At 73.1% G+C, this 22,637-nt stretch carries 21 protein-coding genes; 13 read left to right on the forward strand and 8 right to left on the reverse strand.

Annotation, left to right across the window (positions count from 1 at the left end):
* Positions 1 to 98 precede the first annotated feature (98 nt).
* Positions 99 to 2,015 carry an RICIN domain-containing protein gene (locus N8I86_RS07270; protein WP_263277429.1) on the reverse strand — a complete coding sequence of 639 codons (1,917 nt, stop codon included), beginning with the start codon at positions 2,013 to 2,015 and terminating at the stop codon, positions 99 to 101.
* Positions 2,016 to 2,407: 392 nt separating this feature from the next.
* Between N8I86_RS07270 and galU the strand changes: the two genes are divergently transcribed.
* Positions 2,408 to 3,379: a UTP--glucose-1-phosphate uridylyltransferase GalU gene (gene galU, locus N8I86_RS07275; protein ID WP_123439800.1), complete on the forward strand. Its 972-nt coding sequence runs from the start codon at positions 2,408 to 2,410 to the stop codon at positions 3,377 to 3,379.
* Between the two features lie 104 nt (positions 3,380 to 3,483).
* Here the strand turns inward: galU and N8I86_RS07280 are convergent, their stop codons facing one another.
* Positions 3,484 to 3,930 carry a DUF4442 domain-containing protein gene (locus N8I86_RS07280; RefSeq protein ID WP_263280079.1) on the reverse strand — a complete coding sequence of 149 codons (447 nt, stop codon included), beginning with the start codon at positions 3,928 to 3,930 and terminating at the stop codon, positions 3,484 to 3,486.
* 142 nt (positions 3,931 to 4,072) lie between these two features.
* Here N8I86_RS07280 and N8I86_RS07285 point away from each other — a divergent pair, with 142 nt between their 5' ends.
* Entirely contained in the window at positions 4,073 to 5,104 is a 1,032-nt protein-coding gene (locus tag N8I86_RS07285) for a hypothetical protein (RefSeq protein WP_073895148.1), read from the forward strand.
* Between the two features lie 490 nt (positions 5,105 to 5,594).
* On the forward strand, positions 5,595 to 6,398 hold the full coding sequence (gene snpA / locus N8I86_RS07290) for a snapalysin (protein ID WP_317633596.1): 804 nt from the start codon (positions 5,595 to 5,597) through the stop codon (positions 6,396 to 6,398).
* Between the two features lie 35 nt (positions 6,399 to 6,433).
* Here snpA and N8I86_RS07295 read toward each other — a convergent pair whose 3' ends face one another.
* The 3 genes from N8I86_RS07295 to N8I86_RS07305 form a co-directional block, all read right to left on the reverse strand.
* A complete protein-coding gene (locus N8I86_RS07295; protein ID WP_073895150.1) occupies positions 6,434 to 7,279 on the reverse strand; it encodes a spermidine synthase in 846 nt (281 codons plus the stop codon).
* A gap of 91 nt (positions 7,280 to 7,370) precedes the next feature.
* Complete coding sequence (gene tuf, locus N8I86_RS07300; protein WP_073895152.1) at positions 7,371 to 8,543, reverse strand: elongation factor Tu; 1,173 nt, start codon at positions 8,541 to 8,543, stop codon at positions 7,371 to 7,373.
* Between the two features lie 305 nt (positions 8,544 to 8,848).
* Positions 8,849 to 9,571: a DNA alkylation repair protein gene (locus N8I86_RS07305; protein WP_263277430.1), complete on the reverse strand. Its 723-nt coding sequence runs from the start codon at positions 9,569 to 9,571 to the stop codon at positions 8,849 to 8,851.
* Positions 9,572 to 9,620: 49 nt separating this feature from the next.
* Here N8I86_RS07305 and N8I86_RS07310 point away from each other — a divergent pair, with 49 nt between their 5' ends.
* The gene (locus N8I86_RS07310; RefSeq protein ID WP_263277431.1) at positions 9,621 to 10,391 is read left to right on the forward strand and encodes a TVP38/TMEM64 family protein; all 771 of its coding nucleotides are present in this window, start codon (positions 9,621 to 9,623) and stop codon (positions 10,389 to 10,391) included.
* Between the two features lie 617 nt (positions 10,392 to 11,008).
* On the opposite strand, the gene N8I86_RS07315 is transcribed toward N8I86_RS07310, so the two are convergent.
* Positions 11,009 to 12,178, reverse strand: a complete 1,170-nt coding sequence (locus N8I86_RS07315) for a thiolase family protein (protein WP_123438619.1) — start codon at positions 12,176 to 12,178, stop codon at positions 11,009 to 11,011.
* Between the two features lie 140 nt (positions 12,179 to 12,318).
* Here N8I86_RS07315 and N8I86_RS07320 point away from each other — a divergent pair, with 140 nt between their 5' ends.
* From N8I86_RS07320 to lnt, 7 genes are all read left to right on the forward strand, one after another.
* Positions 12,319 to 12,789: a winged helix-turn-helix transcriptional regulator gene (locus tag N8I86_RS07320; protein WP_073895160.1), complete on the forward strand. Its 471-nt coding sequence runs from the start codon at positions 12,319 to 12,321 to the stop codon at positions 12,787 to 12,789.
* A 152-nt stretch (positions 12,790 to 12,941) separates the two neighbouring features.
* Positions 12,942 to 13,817 carry an undecaprenyl-diphosphate phosphatase gene (locus N8I86_RS07325; protein ID WP_073895162.1) on the forward strand — a complete coding sequence of 292 codons (876 nt, stop codon included), beginning with the start codon at positions 12,942 to 12,944 and terminating at the stop codon, positions 13,815 to 13,817.
* A gap of 31 nt (positions 13,818 to 13,848) precedes the next feature.
* Positions 13,849 to 14,364, forward strand: a complete 516-nt coding sequence (locus N8I86_RS07330; RefSeq protein WP_263277432.1) for a YfbM family protein — start codon at positions 13,849 to 13,851, stop codon at positions 14,362 to 14,364.
* Between the two features lie 95 nt (positions 14,365 to 14,459).
* Positions 14,460 to 14,639, forward strand: coding sequence for a hypothetical protein (locus N8I86_RS07335; RefSeq protein WP_073895166.1), 180 nt, complete (start codon positions 14,460 to 14,462; stop codon positions 14,637 to 14,639).
* Between the two features lie 226 nt (positions 14,640 to 14,865).
* Complete coding sequence (locus N8I86_RS07340) at positions 14,866 to 16,926, forward strand: restriction endonuclease (RefSeq protein WP_263277433.1); 2,061 nt, start codon at positions 14,866 to 14,868, stop codon at positions 16,924 to 16,926.
* Between the two features lie 151 nt (positions 16,927 to 17,077).
* Entirely contained in the window at positions 17,078 to 17,560 is a 483-nt protein-coding gene (locus tag N8I86_RS07345; RefSeq protein WP_073895168.1) for a nuclear transport factor 2 family protein, read from the forward strand.
* A 145-nt stretch (positions 17,561 to 17,705) separates the two neighbouring features.
* Entirely contained in the window at positions 17,706 to 19,280 is a 1,575-nt protein-coding gene (lnt, locus tag N8I86_RS07350) for an apolipoprotein N-acyltransferase (protein ID WP_263277434.1), read from the forward strand.
* Here the strand turns inward: lnt and N8I86_RS07355 are convergent.
* Together N8I86_RS07355 and N8I86_RS07360 are read right to left on the reverse strand one after the other, a co-directional pair.
* Positions 19,198 to 20,109: a Gfo/Idh/MocA family protein gene (locus N8I86_RS07355; protein WP_123438615.1), complete on the reverse strand. Its 912-nt coding sequence runs from the start codon at positions 20,107 to 20,109 to the stop codon at positions 19,198 to 19,200. The two genes, lnt and N8I86_RS07355, sit on opposite strands and share 83 nt — an antisense overlap.
* On the reverse strand, positions 20,106 to 21,296 hold the full coding sequence (locus N8I86_RS07360; RefSeq protein ID WP_263277435.1) for an FAD-dependent monooxygenase: 1,191 nt from the start codon (positions 21,294 to 21,296) through the stop codon (positions 20,106 to 20,108). The genes N8I86_RS07355 and N8I86_RS07360 overlap by 4 nt, the downstream gene beginning before the upstream one ends.
* Positions 21,297 to 21,379: 83 nt before the next feature.
* On the opposite strand from N8I86_RS07360, the gene N8I86_RS07365 reads away from it, so the two are divergent.
* Both N8I86_RS07365 and N8I86_RS07370 read left to right on the forward strand, forming a co-directional pair.
* Positions 21,380 to 22,015: a TetR/AcrR family transcriptional regulator gene (locus N8I86_RS07365; RefSeq protein ID WP_073895176.1), complete on the forward strand. Its 636-nt coding sequence runs from the start codon at positions 21,380 to 21,382 to the stop codon at positions 22,013 to 22,015.
* A gap of 147 nt (positions 22,016 to 22,162) precedes the next feature.
* Positions 22,163 to 22,627 carry a hypothetical protein gene (locus N8I86_RS07370; protein ID WP_317633597.1) on the forward strand — a complete coding sequence of 155 codons (465 nt, stop codon included), beginning with the start codon at positions 22,163 to 22,165 and terminating at the stop codon, positions 22,625 to 22,627.
* Positions 22,628 to 22,637: the final 10 nt, after the last annotated feature.

A 22,637-nucleotide genomic window follows, 5' to 3' on the forward strand; every position in this document is an offset into this window, starting at 1 on the left:
CGGGGAATCCGCAGGTCAGCGCACCTGTACCGGCCGGGCAGCCCGAAGGGCCACCCCTGTCGGAGTGACCCTTCGCGGCGCGCCGGTGCCCCGCGGTGTCAGCCGGAGGTCGAGCCCAGGACGGCCGGTACGGCAGCGCCGGGGAACGGCGGTGTCGGCCTGCCCGCGACGAGCGACGCCGGCAGGCCGGTGACCGAGGCGACGAGGTCACCGGCCACGCCCGGCACGCCGGCGCCGGCGGACGGCCGCCGCCGGTCCTCCGCGCCCGCCTGGGCGATGCGCGGGGCAGGGGCACCGTACTCGGGGCCGCCACCCTCCGCTCCGGGGACCACGCGAGGCGTGGCGGCGCCTGTTCGCCCTTCGGGCGCCCGTCCCCCCGCTCTCTCCGCCGGTTGCGACGACCGCCCTTGCAGCGCCGGTGACGACGGCTCTCCGCCGCCGGAGTGCGAGGGCCCGGGTACGCCCGTATCCAGCAGCCACCGCTGCGACGGCGAGCCGTTCCGGGCGGCGATCCCCACCCGGGTGGCCGCTCCGCCCCGACCCGGCGTCAGCACGAGACCCCGGTGCTCGCGGAGAATGATCTCGCCGCGCACGGTGATGTCGAAGGACGTCGCCGCCGCGCGCTCCCCGCAGCCGTCCATCACGACGCGCCTCCCGGCGGGATCGGCGGCGAGGCAGCGTGCGGGGTCGGCGGCGCTGCGCAACAGACCGCCGACCCGGTACGACCACTGCTGCGAGGTCGCGGCCGAGCAGTGCGCGAGCCGTACGCCCGTGCCCGGCTCGTCGCCGCGCGCGTCCAGGCAGAGCCCGGAGGCGAGACCGCGCAGCCTGCCGTGGGCCACCTCGGCGGACTCACCGACCGAGGCGGCGGAGTTGGCGGAACCGGTGGAACCGGCGGATCCGGCCGACGCCGCCGAGGACGAGCCTGCGGAACGCGCGCCGGTGCCGGGCCCGGCCGAACGAGGCGTACCACCGACCGGGGAGTGCCGGGCGGTGCCCCGCCCGGGGACACCGTTGTCATCGGACCAGCTCCGCGTCACGAGGACGGTGGCGAGCAGCGCGAGTGCGGTCAGCCCGACGCCGACGGCCATCGCCGTACGGTGACGGTGGTGCGGTCGGGTGCGATGACGGCCGCCGCTCACCGGACGGTCCGCCTCCACCTCTGGCTCCGTCCCGACGGCCGCGGCGCGTCCGGGGCGCGAGTCGAGGTAACGGCGGGCGCCCCAGCCGAGCACGGTCTCGGCGAGCAGCACCCCGAGTCGGCCGTCGAAGTGGGCGAACTGCTCGGCTGCGTACCGGCAGTGTCCGCACCCCGCGAGATGCCGCCGCACCTCGGGCAGCAGGGCACCGCCACGCCGAATGGGGACGTCGAGGAGCCGGTTGTAGAAACGGCATTCCCTGGAAGGCGCGAGTTCGCGGTGGGCGCGTACGCAACCGGTGCGGAATTGTTCGCGGGCCTGGTCCAGTGCCGCCCTCGCGGTGGGCACGTCGATACCCAGCAGACCGGCGGGTATGTTTATGGGTTCCGCCTCGACCTCGGTATGCCAGAGAAGGCTTTGCGAGGCGCCGGGAAGAGCCTGGAAAGCGCGTTCGGCGAGCTGTCGCCTTTCCGGTGTGCCGGGCTTTGTCGCACTGAGTCCGCGACCACCGGCGGTTCTGCGCAATTCCGGCAGTGCGGCGCAGGCGCTCTCGTCCGTCGCCCAGGCGCGGACGCTGTCGCGGACGGCGACCAGGAGCTGGGGGCGCAGCGCTCCGCCGACCGCGCCGCCCGTCATACGGCCGAGGACTTCGTGGAAGGACGCGGTGGCCACGAGGTGGGCGGTGGGTCCGGCGGAGGTCAGACAGACGACGGCGTAGTCAGCGGCGGCCCGCCAGTGCCGGGCGAGCAGCAGGGCGACGGCGTGGTGACGGGCGACGTGCGGACCGGCGAGCCGGGCGATGAGATGACGGTCGGACTCCCCGGTCGAGCCGGGCAGCGGCGGATACGGCGGGCGTGGGGGGTGGGGGGACTGCACGGAACCATTTCCTTTCCAGCCGCAGGACGGTGTGCGAAAGCGGGTGTCCTGTCGGAAAGCAGTGCCGGATTGGTGTGTACCTGAGGGCCGGCCCGGGCGTCGGGCGCCTGCCTCTGCCCTCCCGTGGGGAGGCTCACCTTCGCACACGCGCATCACAGGAAACAAGAAGTTCGATTGACTCGGCGCCAACATCGGCCCACCATCCGTGGGTTACCGTCGGTACGCTCCGAATGGGCGTCCGAACGGCGGTCACAAGCCGGTCAACCGGTGTGCGGCGAAAGGGGGATGGCACACCACATCTCCGAATTCCGCACCGCACGCGGCGCGTCTCCCACAGCCGGTTCCCATGATTCTCCGGGCGCGCTCTCATCGGCGTGTCCCAGCATGGCCGCATGATCGCCCCCCACTCCACCACGCCCTCCGCCGCCGCCCGCACGGTCCGCAAGGCGGTCGTACCGGCCGCCGGTCTCGGCACCCGGTTTCTGCCCGCGACCAAGGCCACACCCAAGGAGATGCTGCCCGTAGTCGACAAGCCGGCCATCCAGTACGTGGTCGAGGAGGCGGCAGCGGCCGGGCTCGACGACGTCCTGATGGTCACCGGCCGCCACAAGCGGGCCATCGAGGACCACTTCGACCACGCCTTCGAGCTGGAACAGGCCCTGGCGGCCAAGGGCGACACCGTGCGCCTGGACGCCGTACGCGATCCGGCGCGGCTCGCCGACATCCACCACATCCGGCAGGGCGACCCGCTCGGTCTCGGCCACGCCGTGCTGTGCGCCCGCCACCATGTCGGGGACCAGCCCTTCGCGGTCCTCCTCGGCGACGATCTGATCGCCCCCGGCGAACCCCTGCTCAGCCGGATGCTGGAGGTCCGGGAGCGGTACGCGGGCAGCGTGGTCGCCCTGATGGAGGTCGACCCGGCACAGATCCACCTCTATGGCTGCGCGGCGGTGGAGCCGACGGACGAGGCGGGCCTCGTCCGGGTGACGAGTCTGGTGGAGAAACCGGCGCCCGGAACCGCGCCGAGCCGGTACGCGGTCATCGGCCGCTATGTCCTCGACCCGGCCGTGTTCGGCGTCCTGGAGCGCACTCCGCCGGGCCGCGGCGGGGAGATCCAGCTGACGGACGCCTTGCAGGAGTTGGCGGCTGAGGGCACCGTGCACGGCGTCGTCTTCACGGGCCCGCGCTACGACACCGGTGACAAGGCCGACTATCTGCGCACGGTGGTCCGCCTGGCGTGCGCACGCCCGGACCTGGGGCCGGAATTCACCGCCTGGCTCAAGGAGTTCGTCACCGCACTGGAACCCGGCGGCACCGGCGACGCGGGGTCCACCGGTGTCCGGGGACGTGGCCGGGCGGCCTGAAACGGCGGCGGCCCGGGAGCCGCGATCCGCTCAGTTCCCCGCCCGCCGACGGCCGACGGGCCCGGCCACGGGGTCCGCGAGGGACCCCGTGCCGGGCCTGTGGCTCACTTCTGCTGGTCGATGGGGCGCAGCGTCCACAGGACGCTCATCTCGCCGGTCACCGCTCCGTCCGCGCGCCGGATCTCGATCGCCACCGGGAACTCCGGACGCTGCCCGGCGTCCAGCTCGGCGACCACCTCGGCGGCCGGACGGCCCAGCGTGGCGGTCGCGGTGACGGCGCCCATCGCCAGCTTCCGGTAGGCGATGTCGGCCCGCACGGCGAGCGGTACGGCACGCGAGAGCTGGTCCCCGAAGGCGGCCAGCACGATGGCCCCACTGGCCGACTCCCCGAGCGTGAACATCGCGCCGGCGTGCGGTCCGCCCACGTGGTTGTGGTACTCGCCCTGGTCCGGCAGGGACACCACGGCCTTGTCCGGGGTGGTCTCCTGGAACTCCAGGTTCAGGGTCCGGGCCATCGGCACGGTGGCGGCGAGCATCTCGCCGATCGACATCTGGTCTGCGCTCATGGACGCCATGTTACTTACGAGTAGCAGCACCTGACCAGATCCTGTGCCGACGGTCACGCCACCGCCGGGCACCTTGACGAGGACCGGTTGATCCGCCCCGTACACGACGGCACTAGTGTTACTGGCCATGTGGCCAGATCAGCAGCCGCCAGGGGGCGCGCAGAACCCGCAGCAGAACCCGTACCAGCAGCCGGGTTACCAGCAGCAGAATCCGTACCAGCAGCCCGGACCTCAGCAGTATCCGCAGGCGGGCCCGTACGGCCAGCAGCAGGCCGGCCCGTACGGCCAGCAGCAGTGGGGGCAGCCCCCCACGGCGCCCGTCCCCGCACCCCCGCAGGGCGGCGGTGGCGGCCGCACCAAGCTGATCGCCATCGTCGCGGCCACGGCGGTCGTGGTCACCGCCGCCGTCACCGGTTATCTGGTGCTGGGCGGTTCGAAGGACGACGAGGCGGACGGCGGCAAGGGCGGCGGGCAGAAGAAGACCCACGCACCCAGCACCCCGGCGACCGACCCTTCCGCCTCGGCCTCCGAGGACAACCCGCGCGGCGGCGAGGCCGAGAAGCCGACCATCCCGGGCTGGAAGGTCGTCGTGAACACCAAGTGGGGCATCGCCTTCGACGTGCCCGCGGACTGGCAGGTGAACCAGCCCGGCCTCTCCATCGGCTTCGAGTTCGACGACCCGAAGCAGAAGGGCATCACCGTGTCGGCCAGCGCCGAGTACAAGCCCAAGTGGTGCACCTCGGACGACGACAAGGACGGCCGCACCAGCGACACCCCGCTGGCGGTGGTGGGCACGAAGGGCGCCAACACCGCGAAGAACACGGACGAGATCGCGATCAACACCCCGCCCTGGTGGGTCTACGGCGGTTACACGATGCCGGACAAGAAGAGCATCTCCTGGGACAAGAAGGCCACCCCCTTCACCACCACCTCGGGCGTCAAGGGCAGTTACGCGTGGGCCCAGTCGACCCACACCCCGCGCAAGGGCAAGTGCGTGACCGACGGCAAGGCGCTCACCTTCGGCTTCAAGAACGCCGCGCACAACTACGTGTCGTTCAACTTCTACGGCGCCAAGGGCGCCAAGGGCGAGGTCCCCAAGGCGAGCGTCCTCAAGGTCCTCGCCACGGTCCGGCTGCACGGCATGCCCACGAACGAGTGACCCCTCCGGACCCGTGGGCCGCCACGGTCACGGCGGCCCACGGGTGCCGGGTCAAGTGATCCGAAAGAAGCGAAAGCTCCCTTTCTGTGACGTCCACCACAGAGTTCCGCCGACAACTCGGGTCCCTTAGTAGACACACCATGGAAGACATCTAGGGATTTGTCCGCCTTGGCCCGGATGGGGATCCCGCCGCACGTTCTGGGACTCCCCCGGTCGGGCCGCACGCCCCGTCGCCCGGTGACGTAAGGCTTCTGACGCCGCGACAGCCCTTCCCGTCCGCCCCGCCGTGCACGGACCGGAGACCCGTGCCTGCCCTGACGGGGTCCGGGGACCTACGAGGCGACGTAGTGGCGAGGACCCTTTGCGCTCTTGTCGAGCCGCTCCAAGAATGACGCCCCACAGGACGTCGCCGCAGTTCGGAACCGGTGTGCACACGCAGCCGACCGGGCACCGGGCGTTCGGCGTCACCGAGTGAGTAGGAGCCCCCCACATGAAGTCGTCCCGAACGTCCGCGAGGCTCCTCGCCCTCGCTCTGGGTCTGGCCACCAGCGCGCTGGGCGCGGCGGTACCGGCCGGCGCCGTGCCGGCCGACACCGCGTCCGCTGCCACCGGTACCTCCGTGGCGCGGTACTCCGGGTCGGCCGAGGAGGCCGCGAACAACAAGGCGTTCTTCGAGGCCGTGCAGAAGTCCGTTGCCGAGAAACGTGCCGCCCAGCCGAATGCGCAGGCGGTGACCGTCTACTACGACGCCTCGCAGGCACCGAGCTTCCGTGCCCAGATAGCGAGCGCGGCCTCGATCTGGAACAGCTCCGAGTCCCACGTCAAGCTGCAGGAGGCGGCGAGCGGTGGTGCCGACTTCTCCTACCGCGAGGGCAACGACCCGCGCGGGTCCTACAGCTCCTCCAACAACCACGGAAGTGGCTACGTGTTCCTCGACTACACCCAGAACCAGCAGTACGACTCGGTCCGCGTCGTCGCTCACGAGACCGGACACGTGTTGGGTCTGCCGGACCACTACGGCGGGCCGTGCAGCGAGCTGATGTCGGGGGGCACCGCCGGCCCGTCCTGCACCAATCGCTACCCGAACGTCACCGAGCGCTCCCGTGTCGACCAGCTGTGGGCCGACGGACTCGCGCCGGACCCGGGCACGGCGGGATCACCCGCAACCGCCGGACCGCACGCAGGCGGAGTCGCCGGTGGGGGCGAGGCACCGAACACGGGCGATGCCCAGGCTCCCGGCACGCCCGCGATCACCGCGCCGGCACCCGCACCCGTCCTGATCCGTATCGGCTGATCCACCGCAGCCGCCCCGCAGCCGCCCCGCAGGCGTCAGCCGATGCCGAAAGCCCCGTCGGGGGGCTCGGGTGACGGCACGGCGTCCGCGTCGTCGACCGGCCGGGCCGACCCGATGAACTCCCTCACCGCCGCTCCGTGTTCGACCCGTGCGGGAAAGGCGTCGGCGGCGGCCCGGCGGGCCAGCACCGCGACGGCGGGCGGCCGGTGCGCGGCGACGAGCACGGCGTTGCCGAACCGTCGCCCGCGCAGCACCCCCGGCTCGGCGATGAGCGCGAGTTCCTCGAAGACCGTGGCGAACGCGGCCAGCTGGGACCGCAGGAAGCCGAACGGCGCCGCGTCCGCGAGGTTGGCCAGGTAGACCCCGTCGGGGCGCAGCACGCGCTCGGCCTCGCGGGCGTAGGCGAGCGTGGTGAGGTGGGCCGGTACCCGTGACCCGCCGAAGACGTCGGCGATCAGCACGTCGGCGTGGTCGTCGGGGGCCGCCTCCAGCCAGGCCCGGGCGTCGGCCGCGTGCGGCGTGACACCCGAGTCCGGCGGCAGGGGCAGGTACTCGGCGACCAGTTCCAGCAGGGCGCCGTCGGCCTCGATCACCTCCTGCCGGGAGCCGGGCCGGGTGGCGGCCACGTAGCGCGGCAGCGTCAGCCCCCCTCCCCCGAGGTGGACGACGTGCAGCGGCCGCCCCTCTTCGGCCACGGCGTCCAGGACGTATCCGAGCCGCCGTGTGTACTCGAACTCCAGGTACGCGGGGTCGTCGAGATCCACGTACGACTGCGGTGCCCCGTCGACCGTGAGCAGCCAGGCCCGCGCACGGTCGACGTCCGGCATCAGCTTGGCGGTGCCGTGGTCGGTGACCCGGGTCACGGGTATCGATGCGTTCACCCTTTCATTGTCGGTGACCGCGCCGGCGCGGGAGCGCGGAGGACCACGCGGGCGGTCCTCGCGCCCGCGCGGTCCTCCACGCTCGCCGCCCTCACTCCACGGCGGTGACGGTCCCCGCTCCGACGGTCCGCCCGCCCTCGCGGACGGCGAACCCGAGGCCGGGCTCCAGGGGGACCTCCCGGCCCAGCTCCACCGTCATCCGCACCGTCTCCCCCGGCCGGGCGACGGCGGCCGCGCCGAGGTCCACGTCCCCCACCACGTCCGCGGTACGGATGTAGAACTGCGGCCGGTACCCGGTGGCGACCGGTGTCGTGCGGCCGCCCTCGCGCCCCGACAGCAGGTACACCTGGGCCGAGAACCGCCGCGCCGGCACCACGCTGCCCGGCGCCGCCACCACGTGCCCGCGACGGACGGCGTCCCGGGGCACCCCGCGCAGCAGCACGGCCACGTTGTCCCCGGCCTGCGCCTCGTCCATCGGCTTGCCGAACGTCTCCAGACCGGTGACCACGGTCTCGACGTCCGCGCCGAGCACCGACACCCGGTCCCCGACGCGGAGTCTGCCGCGCTCCACGGCGCCCGTGACGACCGTGCCCCGGCCGGTGATGGTGAGCACGTTCTCCACCGGCAGCAGGAACGGGGCGTCCACGTAGCGTTCCGGCATCGGCACGTAGGTGTCCACCGCGTCGAGCAGCGCCTCGATGGACGCCGTCCAACGCGGGTCGCCCTCCAGCGCCTTAAGACCGGAGACACGGACGACGGGTACGGAGTCGCCCGGGTACCCCTGCGCGGTGAGCAGGTCGCGGACCTCCAGCTCGACCAGGTCGACGAGCTCCTCGTCCCCCGCCCCGTCGGCCTTGTTCAGCGCGACCACGATGTGGTCGACGCCCACCTGCCGGGCGAGCAGCACGTGCTCGGCGGTCTGCGGCATGATCCCGTCGAGCGCGGAGACGACGAGGACGGCCCCGTCGAGCTGCGCGGCGCCGGTGACCATGTTCTTGACGTAGTCCGCGTGGCCCGGCATGTCGACGTGGGCGTAGTGCCGGGTGTCGGTCTCGTACTCGACGTGCGCGATGTTGATGGTGATGCCGCGGGCGGCCTCCTCGGGGGCCCGGTCGATGCGGTCGAACGGCACGAACGTGCCGGTGCCGCGCTCGGCCAGGACCTTGGTGATGGCGGCGGTCAGGGTGGTCTTGCCGTGGTCGACGTGACCCATGGTGCCGATGTTCAGGTGCGGCTTGGTGCGCACGTAGGCCGTTTTGGACATGGCTGTACCTCGGAGCCTCTCCGGTCGTACGGGAACGCGGGACCCCGGTGAGTGGCCGACCCTCCCCCTGCGGGGTCCGCCGGTCGATCCGGAGAGGGTCAGCTTCGGGCGCCGTCGACAGCGGCCGCGAGGAACGGGACGGCAGCCTTCGGCGCATCCGCGACGGCGGATGCTGCGAGGAGGAAGGCGTACCGGAACATGAGGCCGATCATCGCCGACGGTCTGCCCGGCGTCGAATGGTTTTTGACGGTGAGTGGGGCCGGGAGCCGCCGGTCGGCGCGGTGCGGGAAGGGGCCGCGGCCGGGTCAGGCGCCGACGTTCTTCAGCGCCTCCCGCACGGTCAGCGGGGCGAACCGGCCGCGCTCCCGCGCCAGGAAGTCCCGTACGGCGCCGGGGTCGGTCTTGGCGTACTCGCGCAGCGCCCAGCCGATCGCCTTGCGGATGAAGAAGTCGGGGTGGCCCGACTGGCGCAGGCAGTAGACGAACAGCCGGTCGGCGTCGGTGCGTTCCTTGTAGCGGAGCTGGTGGAGGAGCGCCGTGCGGGCCACCCACAGGTCGTCGTCGGTGATCCAGACGTCCATGGCGGCGGTGAGTTCCGGGGCGGCGGCGACCAGCGCGCCGACGACGTGCGCGGCGAGCAGGTCGACGGTGTCCCACCAGGGGACGGTCGTGACGAGGTACCGGGTCACCGGCAGGAAGCCCGGGGAGCAGCGGGCCGCGTGCCGCCGCAGGAAGTCGACGGCGAAGTAGTGGTATTCGCGCTCGGGCAGCGCCCAGCAGCGCAGGGCGACCGCCGTGCAGTCGGCCTCGTCGGGGCGCGCGGTACCGGCCAGCACGGTGCGCGACAGGGCGCGGCGGGCCGGGGTGGGGATGCCCAGGAAAGGTGTGACGTCCTTCATGTACGCCCCCATGGCGGCCGCCCGCCCGGGATCGGCCGCGGCCGCGTACGCGGTGGTCAGGCGGTCCAGGACCGTGTCGGCGAGGGCGCTGCGCGGTACGTCCGGCGGGGCCGCGCCCGTGACGGTCATGAGACGAACCATACGGCGATCAGACACGCTCGTCGGTTAATGTCACCGGATGCTCGATGCCAACCGCTCTGGCACCGCCACGGCCTCTCCCCGGGTCGCCGCCACGGAGCTCACCGTCCCCGTGCCGCCGCCGCCGCGTCCCGCGGGACCGGCCGCACGCTGCACTCGCGTGCTGCTGTCCCCCTACGCCCGGCTCTCCCTGCTCTGCGTCCTGCTCGCTGCCGCCGCCGCGTGCGTGCTGCTGTTCGAGCCGCAACGGCTGCTGACGCAGGGCTGGCCGCCGCAGCTCGGCGGGGCCGCCGCGGCCGTCGTGTTCGGGGCGGCGTACGGCCTGTGCACCGTGGCGTTCGTGCCGCGCCCCCTGCTGAACCTGGCGGCGGGTGCCCTGTTCGGCTCACAGGTGGGACTGACGACGGCGCTGGCGGGCACGGTGCTCGGGGCCGGGGTGGCCTTCGGGCTGGGCCGTGTCCTCGGGCAGGACGCGCTGCGCCCGCTGCTGCGGGGCCGCTGGCTGAAGGCGGCCGACGGGCAGCTCAGCCGGCACGGGTTCCGCTCCATGATGGTGGCGCGGCTGTTCCCGGGGGTGCCGTTCTGGGTGGCGAACTACTGCGCCTCCGTGTCGCGCATGGGCTGGCTGTCCTTCTTGCTGGCCACGGCACTCGGCTCGATCCCGAACACGGCCGCCTACGCGGTCGCCGGGGCCCGCGCCTCGTCCCCCACCTCCCCCGCCTTCCTGATCGCGATGGCGTGCATCGCCGTACCCGCGCTGGTCGGCACGGCGGTGGCCTGGCGCAAACGCCACCAACTGCGCGGCCACTGACCAACCCGGCCACCACCGGCCCGCCCGATCAGCCCGCCACCCCCGCCCCCGACCGGCCGGAGCCGGTGTACGGCCCTGCGGCCGGCGCAGGACGCACCAGTTCCGGCGGCCTTTAGGCGAGCCAGCAGCCGGGCTCGGCCCGGCCAGGCCGCCTCGGACCGGCCGCCGACAACCGGCCGTCCCCCGCACCGACCGGCCGGAGCCGGTGATCGGCCCTGCGGCCCGGGCGGGACGCACCGGCGGCCGTCGAGCGGACGGCGGCTGGGCCGGCCGCCTGCAACGGCCCCGACCGCCGGATCGGCCGGCCGGAAAGCAGCCGGGACACCACGCAGCGACGCGTCTCACCGCCGCCGGACGGACCAACGGCCGCGGAACCGCCCGGCGGCCGTTCGGACGGCGAGCAGACGGGCACGGCGCGGCCAGGCCGCCTCGGACCGGCCGCCGACAACCGGCCGTCCCCCGCACCGACCGGCCGGAGCCCGTGTACGGCCCTGCCGCCGGCGCGGGACGCACCAGCGGTCGGTGGCCGCGCGGCTGGGCTCGGTCGTCGGTGCCGGGGTGGGCCGTTGGCGGATGTGGGCGGATGTGCCCCGGGGGGCGGGTCGGACGGGGAGCGCTCAGACTCCCTCAAGGATCATCGCGTTGGCCAGGCCGCCCGCCTCGCACATGGTCTGGAGGGCGTAACGGGCACCGCGTTCGTGCATCGCGTGGACCAGCGTGGTCGTCAGACGGGTGCCGCTGGCGCCCAGCGGGTGGCCGAGTGCGATGGCGCCGCCGTGCACGTTGATCTTGGCGAGGTCGGCGCCGGTCTCCTGCTGCCAGGCCAGGACCACGCTGGAGAACGCCTCGTTGACCTCGAAGAGGTCGATGTCGCCGAGGTCCAGCCCGGCCCGGCGCAGCACCTTCTCCGTCGCCGGGATGACACCCGTCAGCATCAGCAGCGGATCGGAACCGGTCACGGCGAAGCTGTGCAGACGGGCCAGCGGGCGCAGCCCCAGGCGGGCCGCGGTCTCGCTCGACGTGATGAGGACGGCGGAGGCACCGTCGTTGATGGGGCTCGCGTTGCCCGCGGTGACGTTCCACTCGATCTGCGGGAAGCGCTCGGCGAAGCCGGGGTCGTAGTAGGCGGGCTTGAGCCCGGAGAGGATCTCCGGGGTGCTGCCGGGCCGTACGCACTCGTCGCGGGACACGCCGTCCAGCGGTGCCACCTCGGCGTCGAAGAGCCCCGCCTCCCACGCGGCGGCGGCCTTGTGGTGCGAGGCGACGGCGAACTCGTCCATGCGCGCGCGGGTGAGCGACCACTTGGCGGAGATCAGCTCGGCGCTGATGCCCTGGGGGACCAGGCCCTCGGGGTAGCGCTCGGCGACTCCGGGGCCGAACGGGTCCTTGCCGGCGGGCACGTTCGACCACATCGGCACCCGGCTCATCGACTCCACACCGCACGCGACCACGAGGTCGTAGGCGCCGGAGATGACGCCCTGCGCGGCGAAGTGCACGGCCTGCTGGGACGAGCCGCACTGGCGGTCGACGGTGGTCGCCGGGACGGTCTCGGGGAAGCCGGCCGCGAGAACGGCGTACCGGGTGGTGTTCATGGCCTGCTCGCCGACCTGGTCGACGGTGCCGCCGATGACGTCGTCGATCAGCCCGGGGTCGACGCCGGAGCGCTCGACCAGGGTGCGCAGGGTGTGCGCGAGGAGCTGGACGGGGTGGACGTGGGCGAGGGAGCCGTTCGGCTTGCCCTTGCCGATGGGTGTGCGTACGGCTTCGACGATGACTGCGTCGCGCATGGTGCGGGCCTCCTTGGCCGCCCGGTACCCGAGAGGTAGAGGTGGAGCGGCAGCTACTAGTGAGTAAGAAATCCGAACTCACCATAGCGCCGTGAGTTGGAAAATCAAACCCTCTAGGCGCCGGCCCCTAGACTGGGCTCATGGCCGCCACGAAGGACCCGCGCCCCTGCTCGATCGCCGACGCCCTCGCGCTGGTCGGCGAGAAGTACTCCCTGCTCGTCCTGCGGGAGGTGTGCCTGGGCAACGGCCGCTTCGACCAGCTCGTGCGCAACATCGGCGCCCCCCGTGACGTCCTGGCCACACGGCTGCGCCGGCTCGTGGACGCCGGAATCCTGACCAAGAAGGTCTACAGCGAGCGCCCCCAGCGCTTCGAGTACCGGCCGACGCCGGCGGGCCTGGAGCTGGAGCCGGTCCTGATGACCCTGAAGGAGTGGGGCGACCGCCACCTCCGCCAGGGCACCGACCTGCCCATGGTCGTCGAGCACGCCTGCGGCAACGAACTGGTGCCGGTGGTCACCTGCCGGGCCTGTGGCGACCCGGTACGGCACGAGGACCTGACGGCCCACCCCCAGGCGCCGGGATGGACGGTCTCGGGACCGACCGCGGCCTGACACACGCCCCGCCGGAACCCGTCGAGCCGATCGAACTGCCGTCCAACCCCTGTTGCCGTGCCGTCACCCGGGCCCGCTACGCTGCCTTCGTCACATGATCAGCACGTCTCGCTCCGGCCCTTCTCCCCTCAGCACTTGGACGCCGTACCTCCATGTCTTGGTTTGAATCCCTCGTCCTCGGACTCGTCCAGGGGCTGACCGAGTTCCTGCCCGTCTCCTCCAGCGCCCACCTGCGACTGACCGCGGCGTTCTCGGGCTGGGAGGACCCCGGTGCGGCCTTCACGGCGATCACGCAGATCGGTACGGAGACCGCGGTCCTGATCTACTTCCGCAAGGACATCGGCCGTATCGTCTCCGCCTGGTTCCGCTCGCTGTTCGACAAGGCCATGCGCCACGACCACGACGCCCAGATGGGCTGGCTGGTGATCGTCGGCTCGATTCCGATCGGTGTGCTGGGTCTGACGCTGAAGGACCAGATCGAGGGGCCGTTCCGGGACCTGCGGATCACCGCCACCATGCTCATCGTCGTCGGTGTCGTCATCGGCATAGCCGACCGGCTGGCGGCCCGCGACGAGACGGGCGGCCGGCACCGGGCGCCCAAACAGCGCAAGTCCCTGGAGAACCTGAGCGTCAAGGACGGCCTGGTGTTCGGCCTGTGCCAGGCCTGCGCCCTCATCCCGGGCGTCTCCCGCTCCGGCGCGACCATCAGCGGCGGCCTGTTCATGGGCTACCGGCGCGAGGCGGCGGCCCGTTACTCCTTCCTGCTGGCCATCCCGGCGGTGCTCGCCTCGGGTGCCTTCGAGGTGAAGGACTCGGTGAGCGAGGGTCATGTGGCGTGGGGCCCGACGCTGTTCGCGACGGTGATCGCGTTCGCCTCGGGATACGCGGTCATCGCGTGGTTCATGAAGTGGATCTCCAACAAGAGCTTCATGCCGTTCGTCTGGTACCGCATCGCCCTCGGCGTCGTCATCATCGCCCTGGTCTCGGCGGACGTGCTGAGCCCGCACGCGGCGGAATCGGCGAGCTGACGCCGGACCCCGCGGGCTACGCTCCGGACGCATGGCCCTCACCCAGCAGTTCGCCCGCGTCACCCCCGCCTGTCTGGAGCGCTGCCGCGCCTCGGCGCTCGACTCGGCGGAGGCGAAGCCGGGTTGGGACCCGCCGGCGCACGACACCCTGGACGCGGACTGGGCACCGTGGGGACTCAAGTGGTACTGCCGCGACCGGCTCGGGGACAGCGCGGCGGACCGGCTGCTCGACAGGGTGACCAGCGGCGACCCCGGCGGGGACGTGGAGTTCCTCGACCATCCCGAGGTCTACGACGGGTACGACGGCCCGCCGCGGCTCCTGGCACCGGCCGCCGTTTCGGACATCTCCCGCGCCCTCGACGAGTTCGCCCTGGACGATGTCCTCGCCACCCTGCCGGCGGACCCCTCCGCGGCGGCCGCGGCCTGCGGGTTCGACGGCTTCCGGGGCGACGTACGCGCCTACCTGAGCCGGTACTTCACCCTCACGAGCGCGTTCTTCCGGACGGCCGCCCAGCAGGGCATGTGCGTTCTGGTCCGGGTCGACTGACGGTGGGCGTGAGGGCGCCGGCGGTGACCAACCGCATACCTTCTGTGTAGCCATGCGGTAGCGCAGTGTCAGTGCTTGCCCCTAGGCTTGTCCGCATGTCCCCCGATTCCATGCCCTCTGGTTCCGTGCGCTCCGCTGCCGAGCTGAACGAGCAGATCCGGGCGCTGTGGCTGCGTGCGGGCGGCACCCTGTCGGCGCAGGAGCGCGCGGAGTACGAACTGCTGGTGGTCAAATGGGCCGAAGCGATCCGCACCCGCGTCATCGAGGCGGCCTGAGCCGCGTAACCGTCCGGCAGGGGGCCGCACCGGCGCCGACGCGTCGTGCCCGCCGCCCGGCGCCACCGATCGCGCTCGCGCCGCCGCCGTGGTCGAGCCCACGGAAGCGGATGGCGCACCCCGCTCGTGCCGAGTGGATGTGCGAGACGGCCCTCGCTGACTAGAGTCGTGCCGTCACACCTGGTTGTGGGGACAACCAGAGCGCCTTGGGGAGGGCCTGCGGGACATGAGTCGACGCTCCAGTGGCTTGGTCGGGGTCTGGGCCGAGATGCAGCGGCAGCAGCAGAGGCAGTCGGAGGCGGAAGCCCGACGGCGCAGACAGGAAGCACAGCAGGCACGTGCCCATCAGCGGCGGGCGGTCCAGAGTCACCGCGAGTACCGGCAGGCGGAGGCGCTGCGCCGCACCGAGGAGCTGGACGCGCGGGTCACCTCGCTGCAAGGTCTGCTCGCCTCGGGCTGCCGGGCGCCGGCCTTCCGGGCCGCCTCCCTCATGCGCCCCGAGGAGGTCCGGCCGTTCGCTCCCGGTCCGCTGGCGCGGCCCGTGCCGATGCCCGACTTCGATCATTACCAGACGCAGACCGGGTGGACCGCGGGCCGCCGCGCCCAGGCGCAGGCGGAGGCCCGCGCGCGGTTCGAGCGGGACTGGCACGCCGCCCAGGCGGCGGAGGCCCAGCGGCAGCGGCAACTGGCGTCGTACCAGCGGGAGTACCAGCAGTGGGCCGACACCCAGCTGGCCGAGGTGCGGCGGCACAACGCCGGCGTCGTGGAGCTGACCGAGGGGGTCCGGCGCCGCGATCCCGAGGCGGTGGTCGAGTACTTCTCCGCCGCTCTCTACGCGTCCACCGCGTGGCCGGAGGGCTTCCCGCGCCAGGTGACGGCGGCCTACGACCCGGCGGCCGGACAGCTGGTGCTCGACTGGGAACTGCCCGCCTACGACGTCGTCCCCGAGGCCAAGTCCGTCCGGTACATGCCCAGCCTGGACCAGGAGAAGGAGACGCCCCGGCCCGTGGGTCAACGCAGAGCCCTCTACCGTGAGGTGCTGGCGCAGTGCATGCTGCTCGTCCCGCACGAACTCTTCGCCGCCGACGAGCTGGGCGCGCTCGAGTCCGTGTCCCTGAACGGATTCGTGGACGGGCACGACCCCACGACGGGCCGGCCGGGTCACATCTACCTCGCGACCGTCATGGCCGCGCGCTCGGCGTTCCGCGATCTGCACCTGGCACAGGTGGACGCCTGCAGCTGCCTGGCCGACGGACTGCGCGGGCAGCTCTCGGCCCGGCCCGACCAACTCGCGCCGGTGCGGCCGAGTCGCCGGCCGCAGGAGGTCGGCAACCGTGTCGTCACGCACGGCGGCGACGAGGACCCCGACCTGTACGAGATGGATCCGATCGCCTTCGAGAACCTCGTCGCCGATCTCTTCCGGGCCATGGGCATGCAGGCGGTCACCACCCAGCGCTCGAATGACGGCGGGGTGGACGTCGACGCCCTGGACCCGGCACCGATCCGGGGCGGCAAGATCGTCGTCCAGGTGAAGCGCTACCGCAACACGGTGCCGCCCACCGCCGTGCGCGACCTGTACGGCACGGTCCAGGACGCCGGCGCCAACAAGGGCGTGCTCGTGACGACCTCGGGGTTCGGCCCCGGCTCCCACACCTTCGCCAACGGCAAGCCGCTGGAACTGATCCCGGGAACCGAACTCGTCGACCTGCTGCACCGTCACGGACTCCGCGGCCGGCTGGGCGAGGGTGCCCGCCGTAGCGGAACGCAGCCCGCGGCTCCGGTGGCGGGTTCCCGGCTGCCCGACGACTACAACGTCCTGGGCATGTCGTGGACGGGCGGTGTCGCCCTGGACGTGTGCGCGCTGGTCTGCCGCGGCAACCGCGTCCTGAGCGACGACCACTTCGTCTTCTTCAACAATCCGCGGACACCGGACGGGACCGTCCGCGCCCTGCCCGCGAACGCGCCCGACAAGGCCGCGATCTGTGTCTCCTTCGACGCTTTGCCGAGTGGGGCCGACCGGTTCGTCCTCGTCGCCGCCGTCGATCCGGAGGTCAACCCGGACGCCGACCTCTCCGGCTTCACGGACGCGCGCATCCGGCTCCTCGACCCCGCGATGACCGAACTGGGCAGACTGGAGGTCTCCGACGGCCGGCCGGGCGAGACCGCTTTGGTACTCGGCTCCTTCCGGCGCAGATCCAGCGGCGACTGGGACTTCGTCCTCGGCGGCAAGGGCTACACCGGCGGCCTGGAGGAGCTCGTCGCGGACTACGGCATCGAGGTGGAGTAGGCCCTGGACCCCGGGGACGCGTCGGAAGTGCGGTTCGCTCTCGACGGTGTGTTCGTGCGTACCGGCGGGTTCGCGTTCCGGTCGCACCACGCGGCACCCGATCTCGGGCGTCCCTCTTGGCTCCACGCCTCCCATGCCCAAAACTGTGCCGATGACGCAGCGCGCTGAGCTCGCCACCGTATTGGACCGGCTGACCGTGGACGAGTTGATCACCGAGTACGCGGGGGCGGTCGACGACGGCGACTGGACGGCGTACCGCCGGCTGTTCACCGCGGAAGGGCGGGCCGACTACCGCTCGGCCGGCGGCATCGAGGGCGACGCGGCACAGGTCGCCGGATGGCTGGCCGAGAGCCTGGCCCTGTTCGACATGCGCCAGCACCTGATCGTGAACCGCCGGGTGCGGTTCGGTCTCCTGGACCACGACACCGGAGACACCGCCCGGGTACGCGCCGACTACCTCAACCCGATGCGGTTCACGTCCGACGGCGGCCCCGCCGCGCCCGACCTGGTGTGCGGCGGGCGTTACGACTTCGGGCTCCTGCGCACCCGGGAGGGCTGGCGGCTCAGTGAGGTCGTCGTCCACGAGAAGTGGCGCCGCCTGCCCGAACGCAGCCCCGCGGACCTGCGGGACTGAGCACCCGGCGGGCGCGGTACCGGCAACCCGGCGCCGCATCCGCCCGTCGCGCACCTCGCCACGCCCCGTTCCCCCGCGACGACGCACTGTCGGAGATCCGACGCGACGCGCACACTGGAGCCAGTGCTGGGTAAAGAGGGTCCTTATGAGGACGATCGGCCACTGGCTCACCTCCCCCTGGCGGCGCTCCGGTGCCGCCGCCCTCGCGGGTGCCCTGCCCGTGCTCGCGTTCCCGGCCCCCTCCCTGTGGTGGTTCGCGTACGTGGCACTGGTCCCCTGGATCCTGCTGGCCCGCTCGGCGCCGACGGCACGGCGGGCGGCGTACGACGGGTGGTCGGGCGGCTTCGGCTTCCTGGTAGCGGTGCACCACTGGCTGCTGCCGAGCCTGCACGTGTTCATCTTCCTCATAGCCGTCCTGCTGGGCGCGCTCTGGGCTCCCTGGGGCATGCTGATCCGCCGCTTCCTGGGCGGCGATCCGTCACCGGGCCGGGGCGCCGCCGCGCTGCTGGTACTGCCGTCGGCCTGGCTGGCGGTGGAGCTGGTGCGGTCCTGGCAGGGGCTCGGCGGGCCGTGGGGCATGCTGGGCTCCAGCCAGTGGCAGGTGGGCCCGGCGCTGCGGCTGGCCTCGGTCGGCGGGGTGTGGCTGCTCAGTTTCCTGGTCGTGGCGGTCAACGTGGCCCTGGCCGTCCTGGTGTCCGTGCGCGAGTCGCGGGTGCCGGCCGTGGCCTCCCTGGTCGCCACGGCCGCCGCGACCTCGGCGGCGTGGGCGTGGGCACCGCACCCGGACGTGGACGGGCGGGTGCGGATCGCCGTCGTCCAGCCGGGCGTCGTGGACGGGCAGGACAGCGGCGACAAGCGCTTCGACCGCGAGGAGCAGCTGACCCGGCGGCTCGCCGGCCAGGACGTCGACCTCGTCGTGTGGGGCGAGTCCAGCGTGGGCTTCGACCTGGGGGACCGGCCCGACCTGGCCCGGCGGATCGCGGCGCTGTCCCGCGACACCGGCGCGGACGTGCTGGTGAACGTGGACGCCCGCCGTTCCGACCGGCCCGGGATCTACAAGAGTTCGGTGCTGGTCGGCCCGGACGGCCCGGACGGCCAGCGGTACGACAAGATGCGACTGGTGCCGTTCGGTGAGTACATACCGGCCCGCTCGCTGCTGGGCTGGGCCACGTCGGTCGGCAAGGCGGCGGGCGAGGACCGCAGGCGCGGCAGCGAGCAGGTCGTGATGAACGTCGGGCACGGGCTGCGGATCGGTCCGCTGGTGTGCTTCGAGACGGCGTTCCCGGACATGAGCCGGCATCTCACCGAGGACGGCGCGGACCTCCTCCTCGGGCAGACCTCCACGTCCTCGTTCCAGCACAGTTGGGCTCCGGAGCAGCACGCCTCGCTGGCGGCGCTGCGCGCGGCGGAGACCGGCCGCCCGATGGTGCACGCCACGCTCACCGGTGTCTCGGCCGTGTACGGGCCGGGCGGGCAGCGCCTCGGCCCGTGGCTCGGCACGGACGCCAGCACCGCGCGCGTGTACGACGTTCCGCTCGCGCACGGCGTCACGCCGTACGTCCGCTACGGCGACTGGCCGGTGCACGGGGCGCTGCTGGTGCTGGCCGCGCTGTGCGGGGCGGAGGGAGTGCGGGCGCTCAGGCTGCGCCGGAACGGTCCTGAACCGCTCGTACCACGCGCTCGCACAGTTCATGAGTCGCCAGCGCGTCCCGGGCGCTGAGGACCTTCCCCGCGCGGACGGCGTCGAGGAAGGCGAGGACCGCCTGCTCGATGCCGCGCTGACGGGCCACGGGCACCCAATCGCCGCGGCGGCGGACAGTCGGCTGGCCCTTGTGGTCGATCACCTCGGCGAGGTTGAGCACCTGACGCTTGGTGTCCTGCCCGGAGACCTCGAGGATCTCCTCGGCCGAGCCGCTGAGCCGGTTCATCACGCCGAGCGCGGTGAAGCCGTCCCCGCCGAGCTGGAGGACGAGGTGGTGCAGCAGCCCGTCCTCGACGCGGGCGCGCACGGTGACGTCGTCGACCGGTCCGGGCACCAGGAACCGCAGGGTGTCGACGACGTGGATGAAGTCGTCGAGGATCACCGAGCGGGCTTCCTCGGGCAGCCCGATCCGGTTCTTCTGCATGAGGATCAGCTCGCGCGGGTGGTCCGCGCACTGCGCGTATCCCGGGGCGTAGCGCCGGTTGAAGCCGACGGCCAGAGCGACTCCGCGCCGCTCGGCCAGGGCCACCAGCCGCTCGGACTCGGCGAGTTCGTAGGCGAGGGGCTTGTCCACGTACGTGGGCACGCCCGCCTCCAGCAGCCGGGTGACGATCTCCGGGTGGACGGCGGTGGGCGCGTGCACGAAGGCCGCGTCGAGGCCGGCGGCGAGGAGCGAGTCCAGGCTCGTGTGGCGCTGTTCCGCGGGCAGGTGCAGGGTGTCGGCGACCCGGTGCAGGGTCGCGGGCGTGCGGGTCTGCAGGTGCAGGTCGATTCCCGGCTGCGTGCCCAGCACCGGCAGGTACGCCTTCTGCGCGATGTCCCCGAGTCCGATGCAGCCGACCTTCACGTGTGCTCCCTGTCCCGCTCGCCTGTGTGCGTCCGATCGGCAGCATACGGGGGCCGCCAGTCGGCGATGCCGTCGAAGCCGCGCAGGACCAGCGTCGGTCCGGCCTTGGACAGGGCGGCGATCGCGGTGTCGCGTACGGCGACGACGGCGCGGTTGCCCGCCATGTCGAGGCGGGCCACCCGGACCGCCCGGCGGGCGATCGCGGTCGTTCGGGGCAGCCGGGCGGTGGTGTAGGCGGGCAGGTCGGCGGCGTGGTGGGCGAGGACCACGGCGTCCTCGATGGCCTGGTTGCCGCCCTGCCCGAGGGTCGGCGGCATGGCGTGGGCCGCGTCGCCGAGGAGGGCGACCCGGCCGCGGTGGTGGGCGGGCAGGGGCCGGGCGATGTGGTGGACGTCGTGCCGGAGCACGTCCTCGGGGCGGGCGGCGGCGAGGACGGAGGGGATGGGCTGGTGCCAGTCGCCGTACCGGCGCAGGAGTTCGGCCCGTTCGTCGTCCGGGGCCTTCTCCCCCGCCGGGGCCGTGGCGGCGGCGTAGGCGTAGACCCGGCCGTCCTGCAGCGGGTGGGTGCCCCAGATGTGGCCGCGGCCCCAGGTCTCGTGCGAGGCGAACTCCACGCCGGGCACCGTGATCAGGACGCGCCAGGTGGTGAACCCGGCGTACACGGCGCCGGGGTGCTCGGGGAACAGGGTGCCGCGGACACGGGAGTTGACGCCGTCCGCGCCCACCACCAGGTCGGCCTCCAGCTCCGCCGTGCCCGTGGTCACCCGGGCGGGCCGGGTGCGGTCGCCCGGGTCGGCGAGGGTGGCGGTGGCCCCGGTGCGCACGGTGCCGGGCGGGAGCAGGGCGGCGAGCCGGTCGACGAGGGTGGCGCGGGGCAGCAGGACCAGCGGGCCGCCGAACCGGGCTTCGGCGGCCTCGGCGCTGGAGCGGGACAGCCAGCGTCCGCGCGGGGTGCGCAGTCCCCCGTCGCCCTGCCAGGCGGCGAGGTCGCGGATCTCGTCGCCGATGCCGAGGACGTCCAGGGCGCGCAGGGCGTTGGGGGCGAGCGAGATGGCCGCGCCGACGGGCTGAAGGGAAGGGGCCCGCTCCAGGACGGTGACGTCGAGGCCGCGCCGGTGCAGGGCCGCGGCCGCGGTCAGACCCCCGATCCCGCCGCCGATGACGATCGCGCGCTTCGGCTGTGCCATGGCTCTCCCCCTACTCCGTGGACTACATCTGTAGTACGGGCTGACGATACTACAGCCGTAGTCAAGTGGGTAGGGTCGTCCCCATGTCCGTGAGCACACCCAGCACGCCCGGCACGCCCAGCACCCCGGGCTCCTCCGGGACCTCCGGGGCCTCCCGCGCCGACTTCGTCGCCGACACCGCCCTCGCCCTGCTGGCCGAGCGCGGTATGCGCGGGCTGACCCACCGGGCGGTGGACGAGGCGGCGGGGCTGCCGCTCGGTTCGACGTCGAACGTGGCGCGGACCCGGCAGGCGCTGCTCGAACTCGCCGTGCGGCGGCACGCCGAGCGGGAGGCCCGGGTGCTCGCGATCCAGGAGATGCCGGAGCCGGGCGGCGGGCTGGACGCGCTGGCTCGGGGGCTCGCGCTCGCCGTCCACCGCTCCCTGACCCGCGACCGCGACCTGCTGATCGCCCGCTACGAACTGGCCCTGGAAGCCACCCGCCGGCCCGAACTGCGCGCCTTCTACGACCGGACCGGTGCCGTCTTCAAGGAGCAGCTCGCCGCGATGCTCACGGCCGTCGGCTCGCCCGACCCGGCCCGGCATGTGCTGTCCCTGGTGGCCTGGGCCGACGGGCTGATGTTCTCGTGCGCGGCCGGGTCCTTCGGCACGGAGGTGCCGGACGAGAAGGCGATCCGCACGGGCCTGCGGGAACTGCTGGCGGGCATGCTGGGGCGCTGAGACCTGCGGGGAGAGGCGCCCCGGCGGCGCCGGACGTCACCCTCGGTCCTCCGAAGACATTCGTACGGGGCACGAGATCACCCGTGCGGGGGCCCGACGTCCGCTCCCTGCTGCCGAGCCGGCACCCGAACCACCAAAGTGGCGCGGGTGCATCGATCGACCACCACCGCAGCGCTCCTCGTCAGCGTGGCCGTCTCGGCCCTCTCCGGCTGTATGACGGTCGAGCGTCAGGCGGCACCGGGACCGCCACCGGACACGGCGCCGGCGCGGCCGACGGCGGCCCGGCCGGAGCGCGGCGCGGAGCCCCGGGTGGTGCAGGCACCGGCGCAGGAGGCGTTGGAGATGGTCGGTCCCTCCCGGCACCCCGCGCACTCCGCACCTCGGGCCCCGCGTTCCGCGGCGCCGCCGGTCGCGCACCGGGCGCCCGCCCCGCCGGCGCCCGAGCCCGAGCGGCGGCAGCCGGAGCGCCGGCGGAACACGGGTGCCGATGTCCCGGACGTCTCACAGCCCGTCCCGAAGGCACCGGACGTGTGCGCTCTCGGCGAGCGGTACGGCGGCTGGCGCGGCGACAGCCCCGAATCGGTCATCTGCGAGCGGGCCTACGGGCACTGAGGGGATGCGC

The sequence above is a fragment of the Streptomyces albidicamelliae genome (assembly GCF_025642175.1).
Classification (GTDB): domain Bacteria; phylum Actinomycetota; class Actinomycetes; order Streptomycetales; family Streptomycetaceae; genus Streptomyces; species Streptomyces albidocamelliae.